This window comes from Agrobacterium sp. GW821-FHT02D03, assembly GCF_059421725.1.
In genome coordinates, this window is record NZ_JBWKVN010000002.1 from 46,105 (window position 1) to 60,924 (window position 14,820).

The 14,820-nt window shown below is 57.3% G+C and carries 11 protein-coding genes; 2 read left to right on the top strand and 9 right to left on the bottom strand.

The genetic code is table 11. The features are described 5' to 3' along the window. Positions 1-228: 228 nt before the first annotated feature. Together AC07U5_RS13770 and rhtA are read right to left on the bottom strand one after the other, a co-directional pair. Positions 229-1,332, bottom strand: coding sequence for a GNAT family N-acetyltransferase (locus tag AC07U5_RS13770; RefSeq protein WP_494723331.1), 1,104 nt, complete (start codon positions 1,330-1,332; stop codon positions 229-231). Continuing rightward, positions 1,332-3,569 (bottom strand): TonB-dependent siderophore receptor RhtA, encoded by a 2,238-nt coding sequence (gene rhtA / locus AC07U5_RS13775; RefSeq protein WP_494723332.1) that lies wholly within the window; start codon positions 3,567-3,569, stop codon positions 1,332-1,334. Before rhtA ends, AC07U5_RS13770 begins: the two co-directional genes overlap by 1 nt. Before the next feature lie 160 nt (positions 3,570-3,729). On the opposite strand from rhtA, the gene rhrA reads away from it, so the two are divergent. Then, positions 3,730-4,677, top strand: a complete 948-nt coding sequence (gene rhrA / locus AC07U5_RS13780) for a rhizobactin biosynthesis transcriptional regulator RhrA (RefSeq protein ID WP_494723333.1) — start codon at positions 3,730-3,732, stop codon at positions 4,675-4,677. 41 nt (positions 4,678-4,718) lie between these two features. On the opposite strand, the gene AC07U5_RS13785 is transcribed toward rhrA, so the two are convergent. The 4 genes from AC07U5_RS13785 to AC07U5_RS13800 are packed head-to-tail and all read right to left on the bottom strand — an operon-like array spanning position 4,719 to position 9,873. Continuing rightward, positions 4,719-6,524: an IucA/IucC family protein gene (locus tag AC07U5_RS13785; RefSeq protein ID WP_494723334.1), complete on the bottom strand. Its 1,806-nt coding sequence runs from the start codon at positions 6,522-6,524 to the stop codon at positions 4,719-4,721. Then, the gene (gene rhbE / locus AC07U5_RS13790) at positions 6,508-7,872 is read right to left on the bottom strand and encodes a rhizobactin siderophore biosynthesis protein RhbE (RefSeq protein WP_494723335.1); all 1,365 of its coding nucleotides are present in this window, start codon (positions 7,870-7,872) and stop codon (positions 6,508-6,510) included. The genes AC07U5_RS13785 and rhbE overlap by 17 nt, the downstream gene beginning before the upstream one ends. Before the next feature lie 2 nt (positions 7,873-7,874). Beyond that, positions 7,875-8,462, bottom strand: coding sequence for a rhizobactin siderophore biosynthesis protein RhbD (gene rhbD / locus AC07U5_RS13795; protein WP_113178920.1), 588 nt, complete (start codon positions 8,460-8,462; stop codon positions 7,875-7,877). Next, complete coding sequence (locus AC07U5_RS13800) at positions 8,455-9,873, bottom strand: IucA/IucC family protein (protein ID WP_494723336.1); 1,419 nt, start codon at positions 9,871-9,873, stop codon at positions 8,455-8,457. Before AC07U5_RS13800 ends, rhbD begins: the two co-directional genes overlap by 8 nt. A 12-nt stretch (positions 9,874-9,885) precedes the next feature. Here AC07U5_RS13800 and AC07U5_RS13805 point away from each other — a divergent pair, with 12 nt between their 5' ends. Further along, positions 9,886-10,116, top strand: coding sequence for a hypothetical protein (locus AC07U5_RS13805; RefSeq protein WP_494723337.1), 231 nt, complete (start codon positions 9,886-9,888; stop codon positions 10,114-10,116). Between the two features lie 79 nt (positions 10,117-10,195). On the opposite strand, the gene AC07U5_RS13810 is transcribed toward AC07U5_RS13805, so the two are convergent. The 3 genes from AC07U5_RS13810 to AC07U5_RS13820 are packed head-to-tail and all read right to left on the bottom strand — an operon-like array spanning position 10,196 to position 14,336. Then, positions 10,196-11,668 (bottom strand): pyridoxal phosphate-dependent decarboxylase family protein, encoded by a 1,473-nt coding sequence (locus tag AC07U5_RS13810; RefSeq protein WP_494723338.1) that lies wholly within the window; start codon positions 11,666-11,668, stop codon positions 10,196-10,198. A gap of 8 nt (positions 11,669-11,676) precedes the next feature. Next, the gene (gene rhbA / locus AC07U5_RS13815; protein ID WP_062423781.1) at positions 11,677-13,032 is read right to left on the bottom strand and encodes a diaminobutyrate--2-oxoglutarate transaminase; all 1,356 of its coding nucleotides are present in this window, start codon (positions 13,030-13,032) and stop codon (positions 11,677-11,679) included. Between the two features lie 41 nt (positions 13,033-13,073). Continuing rightward, positions 13,074-14,336 (bottom strand): RhtX/FptX family siderophore transporter, encoded by a 1,263-nt coding sequence (locus tag AC07U5_RS13820; RefSeq protein ID WP_062423780.1) that lies wholly within the window; start codon positions 14,334-14,336, stop codon positions 13,074-13,076. Positions 14,337-14,820 lie beyond the last annotated feature (484 nt).

Below are 14,820 nucleotides of genomic sequence, written 5' to 3' on the forward strand. Positions count from 1 at the left end.
AATTGGTAATAAGGTTCCGATTTCGCTGATGAACGGCTCATTGGCACCCCCACCGACCTGGGCCAAAACCCCGTAAAATTTCAGCTCACGCTGGCCCAAAATCGGAGATCACCTTACTGTGCCCAAGCGGGTGAGAGCAGTAGCGCTATAGGCTCAGCCTTCCACATCAAATGCTCCAGGTCGAGGCCCGAGCAGACATTCTCCCCTACCCAATCCACATTTCAGCCATTACGGAGCCGGCTGCCATAAATGGTCTGAAAAGAATCGCTGCCTGCTTATCGTCATGATGGCAGCGCGCTTCGTCGGCAGATCGACGCTTTTGATATGGGAAAAGCCGGACTTCTGCAGATTTCTCAGTTGCCGCTCATGGTCGCTGCTCGGCTCCTGCACGATGCGCTCGGTGCGCGGATCATCAAGAAACATGTAATGTAGAAGCGAAGGCAGCCAGGCCGTGAACCAATCGCGGCCACGGCATGCCTCGTCACCCACGATCACGTGGCAACCACGGTCATAGTCGCCCGCATCGCAAAAGGTGCCGACAACATCTTCCTTTGCCCAGTAAACCTCGAAATAGGAAAATGCTCTGCCATCGAAGCGGCCTATCAGCGGCATGATATGCGCGTCGGCGAACATGCCGTTCAGATATCGCCTGTGCTTGTCTAGATCTCCTGCCTCGTGCCAGAACTTGTCCACCCGAGGGCTGTTCATCCAGCGATGCACATCTGGCAGGTCGTTCAAGGTCGCCACATCCAGAGAGAGGACGCCGCCGAGCCAGGGGATGAAACGGGCATAAACCGTCCCCACCGGTTTTGGCGCACGCAAGGGATGTGACACCCTGCCGTCGTAGACGTCGCGACGAGGAAAAATGCCGCCATAAGGCGCGCGCCACAGACCGGGGGTCTGCCAGAACATGTCTGCCGACACGGCGGGCTGGACGGAGTTGGGTACCAAATGCGTGTACATCCCATAGGCCGTGAAATCGTCTTCCAGCTCCACCCAACGATCGCCAGACAGGGTCAAAGATCGAAGGGCTGGTAACTTGGAAAACAAGTATTCGAAAGCTGCGGCTGCAAGACGCCAGCGACGTGCCGGTAGGGTGGACATGTCGGCAATCTCAATCTTTCCACCAGCGCCTTCCGTGGATAAATGGAAGGCCGCCGTCATCCCCTCCGCGTCAGAAACCAGGAGCTGCCCGCCTTCGCGACGAACCTGGACCGGGCCGCTTCGATCGAGATTGAAGGCGCGATAGAGGTCAGGCGCGGACGTTCCCGCCAGCGAGTAGGGTGCGGCAGCGATAGCCATTTCCTGCCGCATATCGCCCTGATGATCCATCAGAAAACTTTCGTCAGCGAAACGGCGAACGTGCGTCCGCGACCCTTGTAATCGAACACAGCCTGATTTGCCAGAGCCCCGTAAAGAGCGTTGGCGCGTGCGCCCCAAATGGTCGTGTATTCCTTGTCGAACAGGTTCATCACACCGAACCGCAAAGTCGTGTCCTGCGCTTCAAAACGATAGGCACCGGTCAGATCAAAAAGGGTGTAGCCATCAATCTTGCGGTTATCATCATCACTGAGGTTGAAAACATGTTGTCCGGCAAGCTTGACGTTGAAGTTATCCTTCGTCCAGCCGACGTATCCGCCGAGTTTGGAAACACTGGCCGTGCCGATGCTTTCCTTTTCCCAGCCGCCATCTGACTTGATCTCGGACTTCACCCAATGCGCCGAGCTGCCGACATCGAAACCATAGTCCAGCTTTGCGCTGGCGCTCGCCTCAATGCCATAAACGCGTCGTTCACGATCAACGACATCCACGGCCAGAGTTGTACGGTCCAATTCGATAGACCGGTCGGAGAGCGAATAATAGGCCGCCGTCTCGAAGCTGTAAGTATCGTCATTGAAGCGGTAGCCGAGTTCAAAGGAATCCGTCTTGATCGCCTGAAGTGCGGAGTCCGCGACATTAACGCTGTTCAGAAGAACGTAACGCCCACCGACAAGGCTGTAGTTTCCGACCCCATAATATTTTGCCGGGTCGGGAAGCTCGAAACCCTGGCTGAAATTGGCATAGACTTGCTGGGTGTCGGTCAGTTCATATGTCACGCCTGCATTAAACAGGGCAGCATCATAGCTGACGTCGCCGCCAGGGATGCTGTCGATAGAGGATCCGACTCCGTTCAGAACGGCAACCTGCTGCGCCGCACCGGCAAAGCTCGAAACTTCGGTTGTGACATATTGATAACGTACACCACCGTTGACCGTCAGTCGGTCCGTCGCCTCATAGGATCCCTGAATGAAGCCGGCTAGGGTAGAGACATCGATATCGGGATACAGGCCGGTAATGCCACGCGTCTTGAAGTCCATTGCCCCCGTTGTGGCGACAGTCAGAAAATCGAAGACATTTTGCTTGGACGTAAGAGAATCTCGGTCTGCATCGATGCCATAGGTAACTTTCAATCCGTCCAGTGGCTCCGAAATCATCGACGCCTTCAAGCTGTAATAATCAGTGTCTTGGGAGCTACCGCCGAAGTAAACGAAGGGTGAGACAATCGCACTACCTGGGAATGGATGAAAGCGAATTTCCTCTCTGCGGAAGCTGCCCTGCAGAAGGAGTTCCTGCCCCAGAAAATCATCGTCGGTGTAGGTCGCGTTCACCATGGTGCGGCGTGTGCGAGGATTGAAATCCGACCGGTAGCCATCGCGGGTTTCGACCAAATTTGGATCTCTTATACCCGCGAGTCCAGCTCCGAGATAAAGTCCAAAAGGAGAGTCCTGCGCACTGTCGTAGAATTGGCCCGATAACTCGAAGCGCCTGTTGTCATCGATCTGCACGCCGACAGATCCCATAAAATCGATGCGCTTGTTGAAGGCGGTCGAGGTCTGGGTGATATCAGGCGTCAGCATCGTGCCGGACCCATCGTAAAAGGCTCCGGTCTGGTTTCCGGCAATAGCGAAACGTGCGTCCCAGTTTTCGCTGTTATAGGTCACGGCGCCCGCACCATTGCGGTCAATGTCGCGGGTGCGGCCAAAGCCGCTGCCAAGGCCAGCTGTTACTTCGCCATGCAAACCTTCCGGCGCATCCTTGCCCTTCTTCGTGATGATGTTGATGACGCCGCCTGTGGCATTGCCGCCGTAGATGGCTGTCGCGCCGGACAAAACCTCGACGCGCTCGATGTTGAACGGATCGATGGAATCAAACTGACGGCTGAGCCCGCGCGCCGAGTTCATCGAAACACCATCGATGAGAATAAGTGCCGTGCGTCCCCGCAAATTCTGGCCGTAAGCCGTGCGCGCGCCTTCGCTGGCCGGATCGAAGCTGGGAACTTTCTCAGCAAGAATCTGCTGAAGCGACTTGCCGGACCGGGCTTCGGCCTCGATGGCCTCCGCATCAACGACATAGATCGTTCGCGCTGTTCGAGATATCTCCTGGGGAATACGGCTGCCGGTTATCACAATCGGCTCCAGCACGGTCGGGCCACTGCTGGACTGCGCGTTCTGTGCCTGCGCGACGTTATGGCCACCTACCGCAACGGCGATAGTCATAAGACTAACGCCGACATTCCATTTTCTGATCATGTCGCCCCCAATGCGCAAAAAATCTCCCGGTTCGCCCAACCGGTAAATACAAGACTATTTTTATCATGTTTTATGCGCTAGGAAGCAGCCGGGCTTGGATGATGACGAACCCGACTTGGATAGAAGCGAACATCAACAGAAAACAAAGGTTTGATTTTTCATGGAAGTGATCCGACCCTTGAAACTTGGAACCCTGTCCCTGCCTGATTCAGAAAGCAGGCTCATGTGCCGAACGATCCTTCTGGATATGCTGGGAGAAGCAACGATCAGCGTTGAGGACGGTGATCTGTCGGGCGTGACCGGCCTCGTCTGGAAACATAAAAACCTGTCGCTAGCCACCGTCTATATGCCGAGAACGTCGCTGCGACTGACAGCGCACGGCGTCAGTACGCCGGATATTGTGATACTGAGGGCAGCGGACGGGCCGCTGCTGGTCCATCATCGAAAGCAAAGCTTCGAGATGGCGCCGCGCGACGTGATCCTCATTCCCTCCGACACGATGTCGGAAATCGTTCTGCCCGAGGGCGGGCGCCTCGACTGCGCCCATCTTCCTCACGCCGCTATCACGCTCGCACGAGAGTCCCTCGAGCAGATTTTGTTGCAGCCTTTTTCAGCGGAATGCCTGCCGTTGCAGCTCCTCACCAACTATGCGGGTTACCTGCTGCGTCAGGACCATCAGGACAAAGAGCATGCCAGCATGATGGTGGCGCACTTTTACTCCTTGCTTCCCGTGCTGGCGCAATACGTCGCCAAAGGTACCCCTTCAGCGGTCTTGCAAAGTCGTCTTGAGGCGATCAAGGCGATGATCGAGGAAAATCTGGCCGATGGCTCGTTTTCCATCGCCGATGTGGCACAGGCTGAAGGGATTACACCGCGGGCGATCCAGAAGCTTTTCAGCCGGGCGGGAACAACCTTTTCACGCTACGTTCTGGAAAGGCGGCTAGTGCTGGCCAAGAACCTTATTCTTGCCGACCACGCCGCAACGCCGATCAGCCAGATCGTTTACAGCGTCGGCTTCAACGATCTGTCCTATTTCAACCGCACATTCCGCAGCCGCTACGGTATACGCCCGACGGATTTGCGCCGAATGTCGGCGCAAATCCCTTGATCATCGCCGATGCAAATGATCAGTGGAGATGGCGCGGCTTCTCAAGCCGCATCTCTCTTCCGGTCGAAGTGGACGAGGGGATTGTCGACCATGCCCTGGAAATCCGGTACCGGTCGCTCGTCATCGTCAGCATAACCGTGCGTGAATAGCCGCACGCGGTTAAGGCAAAGGCGGGGATATTCGTCCGCGAAAAGATCGAAGATCGCAAATCGCTCAGCCATGTCGGGAAAGCGAGCCTGATAGCGTCGAATGCTCTCCCCTGCCAAAGCCCAGAAAGCGGCCTCTGACACGCCCGACCGCTTGTCCAGCAGCACGGACATGTAACGGAAAACGCAAATGAACAGCGTCGTCTGGATGAAGTGCATCAGGAAATCTGCAGGCAGGCGCAACAGCACATCCTTAACCTCTTCTGGCAGGCTTTCGCTCTCCGGGAAATTGAGGTCGCAGACGATCACATCGTCGATGAAGTCGCGCAGCGCCAACCGCACCGGTAAACCGTCTTTCAGGATCACCGTCGCATTCTGCCCGTGGGCGGAAAAGGCCAGCCCGTGACGGGCGAGAAGGTGATAGACGGGAGGCAGGACGACATCAAAGAAACGCGCCAGCCAACCTTCGACGCTGACACCTGCTTTTTCGGCCAGCGCCTGCACCACGGGCTTGCCATCGCTACCGGCATGCATAAATGCAGCAAGCGGCATGCCGGTTTCGCCGGGCTTCAGATGTCCTCCGAGGCTATCGCGCCACAGGCATCCAAGCATCTCGTTGAACTGGTAGGGCGCACCTGCGATTGTTGAGAACTGTGGATGCTCATAGTGCATGCCCGCTCGCTCTCCCAGAAGGGCCAACTCGCACTCGTTCGAAAGGAAGGTGTCACTTTCTACAAGTTCGTCCAGCCAGCCGGTGAACGGCGCCGCCGTGAGCGCCCGCTTACCGGGAATGCCGCGATACACTGCGGTGTTCAGGATCGTCATGCACAGTTTCAGCGTCGACTTTGAAGGTTTGCTCACATTGGAGAGGGTGCGGACAGATTGCTGTGGAAGATACAGGTCTTCGCCCTCACCCAGGAAAACGATATGCCCTGAAGAAATGTCCGCGGCAAAGTGTGGCGCAATCATGTGGTCCCACTGCCAGGGGTGAACGGGCATGATGTGGTGTGTTTCAGCAGAGCAGCCAGCGGAATTCAGCTTGCCGACAAATGACGTATAGAGCCGCTCGCCAAGAGCCTCGGTGACCAGTCGTTCATTCGTCAGTCCCGCTTCACCAACGAACGACGCCCGCTCGCGACTGACCCCGATCCAGACAACCTTCAATGCTGATCGATTTTCCGGTGTGTAGGCGAGGTAATCCGTGTAACCAAGGCCGATACGCCCTTTACTCACCGTGACCCACGGGTGCCCGGTCATCTCGCCTTCCATTTGGATATCGTCGAGTTCGGCAAGCTCCGCACCGGTTTTGTCAGCTCTCGCGGCGGTGTGAGCATCTGAGACAAGAGTGTTGCCAAGTTCCCGGATGAAGTGCGCAACTGTCATCGGCTTGACGCCAAGCTCCGGCAGGATTTCCGCGCAGAAGGCCAGCGGATCGTGAACCGGCGTGCTGACGTGGTCGACGTGCCTGACGATACTCTCAGGCTCGACCGAGAGATTATCAAATACGTATTTCCTGGCCCTGAAACTGTACGACGCCGTCGAAAAGTCGATCCGGTAATGGCCCGGCTTTTCTGACGTTACCGGGAAAACACGCTCATAGGCGAACTCTTCGATCACCTTTGCCAGCAGCCGGCGGGACGTTTCTTTCCAGAGGGCTGGCGCAAAGGCGGGCTCATAAAGCTTTTCAGACGGCGCGGGCATAGACATCTCCTGCGAATGTTGAGGACGGTGCGTGGTCTTGCGGAATTCCAAAATCCTGGAAGGCAGATCGCGCGTTGACCCGGTAGTATTCTGTCTTAAGCAACTGATTGATGATGACAGCGTTGCGGAAAGCACCCAGACCAAGGTCTGGCGCGCCGACGCCGTGCTGGAAGGTTTCGGCATTTTGCACGAAGATCGCGCCCGCGCCGCCGTCGCGACGTCTGGCGCGGAAGTCTGCGTCAACGATCAAATCGCCACGGTCGCACGTTTCCAGTATCTGCTCCTTCAACGTGTCGAGCCATTGTGGCCACGCATGGCGATAGCCCGTAGCCGAGATCACCGCGTCAGCCTCGACGGTGCTTTGCTGACCAGAGAGATTGTGCCGAAGACCGATTTTCAGTCCGCCGGTAAACCCGCTTGACTGGACATCGGTCACGTCGCAGTTGGGTGCCAATGTCAGCCCCGGGTCACGACCGCCGATTGATCGCTCGTAGAGCAGATCGAAAATATCCCCGATAGTCGAAAAACTGATTCCCTTGTAGAGCAATCCCTGATCGGCAACGGTCTGCCGCCGTTTCTCGAGCGGCAGCTTGTGGAATTCGCGCATATAATCGGGCGTGAAGTATTCCAAACCGAGTTTTGAATATTCCATTGGGAAGAAGCCCGCGGAGCGCGTGATCCAGCGAATGGATGCACCTGCCGCCACCTTTTGTGGCGTCAATTCGCTGAAGAGCGCCAATACACATTCAGCGGCACTCTGGCCGGACCCTATCACCGTGACACGACGGGCTTTCGTCAATTCCGCCCTCCGCTTGGCAAATTCAGCGGAATGGAAAACCGGGGCGTTGGTTTGCAGGCACTGCCATTTCGGCAGGTAGGGCGACGTTCCGATCCCTACCGCAATATTCCGGCTGCGATAGCTGCGTGTGGCGCCGCTTGCAGAGGAGGTTTTGGTCACGAAAGTGTCGGTCGCAGCATCGTGCTCCACATCCACGACGCTTTCGCCGAACCGGCAGCTATCGAGCTGCTGCGAGGCCCAACGGCAATAATCGTCATACTCCTGTCGGGGGATCAGGAAATTCTCATAGAAGTAGAATTTGTAGAGACGGTCATGAGCAGCCAGATAATTGAGGAAGCTCAGGCGATGCGTCGGGTCAGCCATTGAAACGAGGTCAGCAAGAAACGGCACCTGCAGCGTCGTTCCCGGCAAGATCAAGCCGTCATGCCAACGAAAACCAGGTTTACGCTCAAGGAAGGCCGCTGACACCTGGGGGTGGGAGGACAGAAGGGAGGCGAGGCCAAGATTGAACGGTCCGATACCGATCCCGGCAAGATCGAGTGTGGTCATGGTCAAAGTCCAAATTGTTCGATGAAGCGCTGTCGATGGCAGAACATCAATTTCGCGCGTTTGTCCGGCAGGTCGATTTCCCCCTGCTCCTCAAAGGCGCAGACCGGCGCATAACGCAGCAGACGGCGCGCCTCGACACTCGGTTCACCCACCACCTTTTCCGTGGCGGGGTCATCGAGGAAAAGGAAGCGGGTAAACGCCCTTATCACCGCCGGAGCGATTCCTCTGCCAAAGAACGACGGCTCCCCCACCAGCATATGCCAGCCGCGATCCTTGTCGGCGGCGGGATAATGGCGGCCAAGAATATCGTCCTTCGCCCAATAGGCCTCCCAGTAGCTCATGGGCGCACCATCGATGAAACCGATATATGGATCCTGATGCGGGTCAGCCAGATTGGCGTCGATATAGGCAGCGATATGCTCTTTCGGCTTTGCCATCTTCCATTGCGGTACGACATGGGGCTGGTTCATCCAGCGCCACAGGAGATCGAGGTCACGCCCCTTGTCCAGCAGCCGGAAACTGATTGTCTTGCCGATGTCCGGATCATAACGGGAATAGGCAAAACCGGCGCCAATGGTCAGGTTATCCATGGGCTTGGGCCCGCGCGCTCTGGAACAAGGGATTGTCGATTTGAAGATAAACCGATTGCGTCTCCAGCGGACCGACCAACTCATCCATCTGCGCCAGTCGCGTCTTGAGGTTAGCCTTGCACCGTAGAACGGGTGCGAGCACCTTCTCTACCAAATGCGATTCCCCGCCCTCCTCTGCATTCAGTTTGATGAGTGCTGCCCGCAACTGCGAAATCAATACCTCTTCCGCTATCAGACCCTCCCGGCCCAACGCGCCGATCATCCCAAGAATAGAATTGATGAAGGCGTAATAGAGGATTCGCTCGTCCACTGGCTCTTCACCGAAAACGGATTCGCTTCGGATACCGATCCCCGGGATCGCTTTATTCAACGCCGGATGACCGCGCTCGTGGTGGAAGAAGCCCTGGTTGTCACGATAGAAGGCGGCGACCGGATAACCATCAGCGAGTTCGATCAGGATATTCTGCTGGTGCGCCTCCATTGCAATGCCGTGCCGCAGATAGAGAGCAAATACTGGGGTCATCAACACTGTAAGGAACCGTGAGAACCAGTCTGCGGCCACGGCGTCGACCGAGCGTCCCTCTATGTCGGCCTGCCTCCTGATCAACGCCCCTAGCCTGCTGCCACGCTCCGGCAGATGCTCGCAGAGGGAAGCCAGAAGCGTGACATTGCGATCGGCGTCAGGACCATGAAAAGGGTTCTCGCGCATTGTTACGGAAAGACCGTCAATCACGTTGCCATTGACTGAAACTCCCATATAGGCCGGGTCTGGCATAAGGTTCAGGCCGACATATTGCTGTTCAAGCTTGTGCCATAAATCACTTGCCCGGAAGCGATACATGTCATCGCCCCGCAAAAGTTCGCGGGCGAGATTGATGCGAACAGAATTCGTGATGCCGATACCGAGTGAGAGCTTCAGCATAAAGGGTGCATCTGGCCGGTAAAGCGTACGCACAGAGGATGTGGGAAACCAAGGCTTGCCTACCTCTCCGCAATCCACGATTTTCCCGGCGGCAACCAGGCTCGCAACATCCGCCTGCTTCAGCATGACGTCCGCCTGCCAAGGGTGTACCGGCAGGAAGGCGAAGTCGCTGTCGGGGAGGCCCTTGCGAAGGGTATCCAAGCTTTCGCTTTCCACGGCATCAAGCCACTGCTCGGCAGCGGGAGAACCTTCCGAGTGGCCCGTGTGATAGACCTCGCGCGAAACGGCGAACCAGCGCAGCGGGAAGCTTGCGGCAAATTCCGGCGAGTACCGTTTGCCCTCTTCTTCCGTCATGCCCTCCCGACTTTTTGGGCAAGGGTGTATACCATGACCTGCAATCAGCCCTTGCTCCGCTTCAATGAATGAAACTTTCTCGCCAACCAGCGTCGGAAGATCGTTCTCGCGGGCCTGAAGGGCCGCCTCGACCAAGAGACGGCTCGAATGAGCACGGGCTTGCAGGTCCTTGCGGCCATCATCGGACGCTGTCGCCTCAATGCGCTGGATGATGATGTCGATCGCACTTTCCGGGCTGACCGTGTTGGTACCGGCTCCATCGCTCAGCACCAAGGGCTCACCGAAAAGATGATGCCCGGTTGCGGACCGATACAGCACCGGCACTCTCAGGCTGCCGCCATTTTCGGGAAAATTCAGCGTCAGTTTTTGCTTGGCTGAATCGTGCCCCCACGCACATAGCTCCGCATATTCGCGGGCTACGCAATTGAGCAGCGATCGAAGTGCAAGCGTTGCAGCTTTACGAGCGTACATGGTCGTTCTCCAGTTGACGCGCCATCTCTCCAACCGCGTCCAGCACACGGTCAATGACGTCGGGTGTGGAATGGGGGTTGAGAAGCGTCAGTTTAAAGTGGAGCCGTCCGCCAAGGACGGTGGTTGCTAGAGCGGCAATACCGCTTCGGAAGAGTTCTGCGCGAATGGCGAGCGTCAGTTCGTCAGATCGTTCTGGCCCCTGTGGCGAAACATAGCGAAACAGGACGGTCGACAACTCCGGAAGTTGGGCGAGATGCAGGTAATCACGCTTGCGCACAGCCCCAGCCGCCGCCCTAGCGTTATCGAGCGTCTTGGAGATCAGTGCGTCGAGGCCATCACCGCCGATTGAGCGCAACGTCATCAGCACCTTCAGCGCGTCACTGCGTCGCGTCGTCTGGATCGACGATTCCACGTAGTTGGGTACATCACCGAAGATCGAGACTTCCGGATTGAGATAATCCGCCTTCATCGCAAGCGGTGAGAAGTGCCTACGATCACGAAGAAGCAAAGCGCCACAGCTGATCGGCTGGAACAGCATCTTGTGAAAATCAAGGGCTATAGAATCTGCCTGCTCTATTCCACGCAGACGGTGACGATGCTTTGAAAACAACAGGCCGCCGCCATAGGCCGCATCCACATGCAGCCACACCCCGTGCATCTTCGCCAGATAGGCGATGCCCGCCAGTGGATCGATGGCGCCGAGGTCCGTCGTGCCAGCGGTTGCCACGATCGCAACCGTCGGCCGACCCTTCGCCACCGCGTCAACGATTGCGCCTTGCAAGTCAGGCACGGACATGCGGCCCGCGTCATCCGTTGCAATTGTCACGACGGCGTCTTTGGCGAAACCGAGGAGAGACGCACTTTTCTGGATACTGAAATGCGACTGTTCAGAGGTAAAGATGACGCCGTTGCCTCGCGCTGCCAGCCCCTGTCTCTCTGCAGCAAGGTAAAGGGCCGTCATATTCGACTGACTGCCGCCACTGGTGAAACTACCGCTCGCCGTGTCCGGCATTCCGGTAAAGCCTGTCAGCCATGAGAGCACCCGTTCCTCGACCAACGTCGCGAACGGTGACTGGTCCCAGGAATCGAGCGACTGGTTGGTGGCGGAAATCAGCACTTCCGCTGCAAGCGCCGGTACAGCCACCGGGCAATGAAGATGCGCCATGGTCGCAGGATTACCAACGTCCAGCGCATGCCGAACCGCAGGAACGCCGACTTCCTCCAGCGCTGCGAAGACGCCGGTTCCCTGCTCCGGGCAGACATCAAGCGTCGCCAGGAAGCCGCGCATCTCATCAGAATCGACACCGGAGTGAATTTCGGTCCGGACCGCGTTTTCGTTGATCATCGCCACCGCAGCCATCATCGCCTGACCATAGGCCGCACGTGCTGCGCCCCCCGGGCCAAGGATCGCAGCGGACAAGGCGTCGTCCGCCATCTCGATCTGCTTGCTATGCAACAAGGTGACATTCATGCCGCGTTGCGTCCAAGGCGCAGGAAGGCGTCGGAGAGGATGTTGGAGGCCTGATCGATCTGTGCGTCGGAAATCGTCAAGGGAGGGAGCAACCTCAAAACGCTGCCATGACGACCGCCGGTTTCCAGGATCAAACCCTCGCGGAATGCGCTGCTCTGGATCGCTTTGGCAATATCGCCGCCATGGGGTGGATGGCCGAAGCTGTCCCCTTTGCGGGTGGGGTCGATTACCTCCACGCCAAGCATCAGGCCTTCTCCACGGACCTCGCCAATATAGGACGTATGGCTCTGGATGCGCTCCAGATTTGCCCGCAGCCTGCGACCTGCAATCGCTGCGCGTTCGACGAGCCCATCGCGCTTGATGATTTCTAGGGTTTTTGATCCGGCTGCCATGGCCAGCTGATTGCCCCGGAATGTTCCGGCATGCGCGCCCGGCTTCCACACATCGAGCCCTTCGCGATAAATCATGACCGACATCGGCAGACCGCCGCCAATCGCCTTGGACAGGACGATGACATCGGGCACGATGCCCGCTTTCTGGAATGCGTAGAATGTCCCGGTGCGCCCGACGCCGCTCTGTACTTCATCAAGTATGAGCGGAATGCCGAGTTCGCTTGTCACAGCACGGATCTTGCGCAGCCATTCGGCAGGCGCCGGGATAACACCACCCTCGCCCTGAACAGCCTCGAGAATAACCGCCGCAGGAAGATTTATACCACCTTCGGGGTCGCGTAGCGCCTTTTCGAAGTAGTCTGCCGCAAGCGTGGCGGTCTCATCGCCGCCACGTCCGAAGGGGCATCGGTAGGCATAGGGGTAGGGAAAGAAGTGCGTTCCCGGCACCAGTTGGCCGATGGCGGCCTTTGGTCCGAGAGATCCCATCAAAGACAACGACCCTTGAGACATACCGTGATAGGCGCCACGGAACGCTATCACGTCCGTGCGCCCCGTGGCGGTCTTGGCAAGTTTGATCGCCGCCTCCACCGCATCCGTTCCGCTCGGTGAGCAGAACTGGATTTTCGCCTGCTCTCGAAGGCCGGAGGGCAAGGTTTCGAAAATATCGGAAACGAACTTGTCTTTGATAGGGGTCACAAGATCGAGTGTGTGTAACGGCAGGCCAGAGGCCAGCACATCCTGGAGGCTGGCAATGACTTCAGGATGGTTGTGTCCAAGCGCAAGCGTCCCGGCACCGGCGAGGCAATCGAGATAGGTGCGTCCTTCCACATCAGTGACAAGGCACCCTGAGGCTGATTTCAGCGCAAGGGGAAACCGTCGCGGATAGCTGCGTGCGTTGGATTCACGACGTGCCTGACGCTTGAGGTAAAAATCGTTATCGTGCCGTGGGAACGGGTCCATTATATCAACTCCAATGGAATTGTTGTGGATTCGCGTCCGTATCAGGCACCTGCCGTGACAGGTGCCCTCGGACAGCGCCCGAGCTTTCGAAGGAACCAGACCGATAGTCCCATTCCCGCAAGCGACAACACCGTTGCCATCGAGAATAGAGCCGAGTAACCCATCCGGTCGGCGATAAAGCCAGCTGCAGACGCCCCCGCCATGTAAACGATCAGCTCAGCGCAGGTGAGAATGGTGAAATCCGTTCCCGGTTGATCATCCGATGAGTTCTTCATGAAGAAGGAATAGATGGCCACCAGCTCCATGTAACGGATCAGCGTCTGGAATGCCGAGGCCGACATTGCGACCCACATACCGGGCCACATGCCGAATGCGTTCAGGGCAAAGGCGAGGAAGCAAAGGCTTCTGAGGCCGCCAAGCAGGATAAGTGTTGCTGTCAGGCCAAACTTGCGGATGATGAAAGCAGCGATCGCTACGCCAATGAGGCCCGCAGTGGCTGCCGCTCCACCGGAAAGGTAACCGATCCAGTCGGTCGGAACCTTGCTGTCAACCAGATAGGTGCCTTCCATACCGCGAACGAGACCTTCACTCGCCCGGTATGTCAGCGCGAAACCAAGGATCAACCAGGCATTAGGGCGACGAAAGAACCCGGCTAGGCTGGCGCGCCTTTTCTCTTTCGCCGCGGGCGCTTCGGGCTGCATCGCCATGGCGGCCAGCAGCGGCAACAACGATAGCGCGGCGACCAGCAGGATCATCGTGCGCCATCCCGCAACATGAAAGACTACGAGCGCCGCTGTGCCGCCGATGATAACGCCGAGCGCAACAGCACCCGCCTGGACCGCGTTACCCATCGAGCGGTTCCTGTCCGTCAGCCGTCTGACAGCGTAACCGTCCGTTGCAATGTCCTGCACGGAGGACACAAGCGTAATCGATATGCAGATTGCGAACAGAACGGCAGCGTCGCTAGGCTCTACCAGCGCCATCGAAGCAATCCCCGCGCTGACGAGAAGCTGTGTTGGGACCACCCAGCCGCGGCGATGGCCGAGCTTAGGAAACGGAGACCACCGATCTACAAACGGCGCAACCGCAAACTTCAAGATGAGCGGCAACATCAACAGCGAGAACAGCCCGATAGCCGTGCGCGATGCCCCACTTTCACGCATAATCGGCGGCAATGCCACGAGAAGCAGATAGGTCGGTATCCCCTGAGCAAGGTAAAGCCCTCCCAGCACAACCATTAACCGCCGCTCGAAAGCAGAGGTCGGGGTAGCGTCACCGGAGATCGCGTCGTCGATTTGGGCCATGCAAGAACCGCATTAATGAGCCAGGAACACCGCAGACCATTGAAGTTTTTCAGCGTCTCAAACGCCGGTCTGTTCCGAAGCATTTAAACAGGAGTATTTTCATCATCTTTATATCATCTTCAAGGACATGCTTGGATATGAACGAACTTGTTTAGGACAATTGCGAACAGGTTTCGACGCGTCAGAACTGAAGCTGGCAGTTCAACAACAATTGCGTCTATGGACAGATTTGTGTCCTCCGTCAGGCTCTTATCTCGATTGCGGGAAGTCTTGTTCCACTAATTTCTAGAGCACGGTGACCCGCTTCAACCCGGACCTAAAGGAGAATGGGTCGCCCACTCTCGCGGATTGGAGATTGCTGCCAAATCGAGAACTTGATACTGAGACACAAGTTTTATCCTGGAGCACAACCAGCAGCGGATGGAAAACAGACTCGAAGATTTCTCTGGCGTGGGAGTACTGCGTTTTCGTTACCGCGGATCCG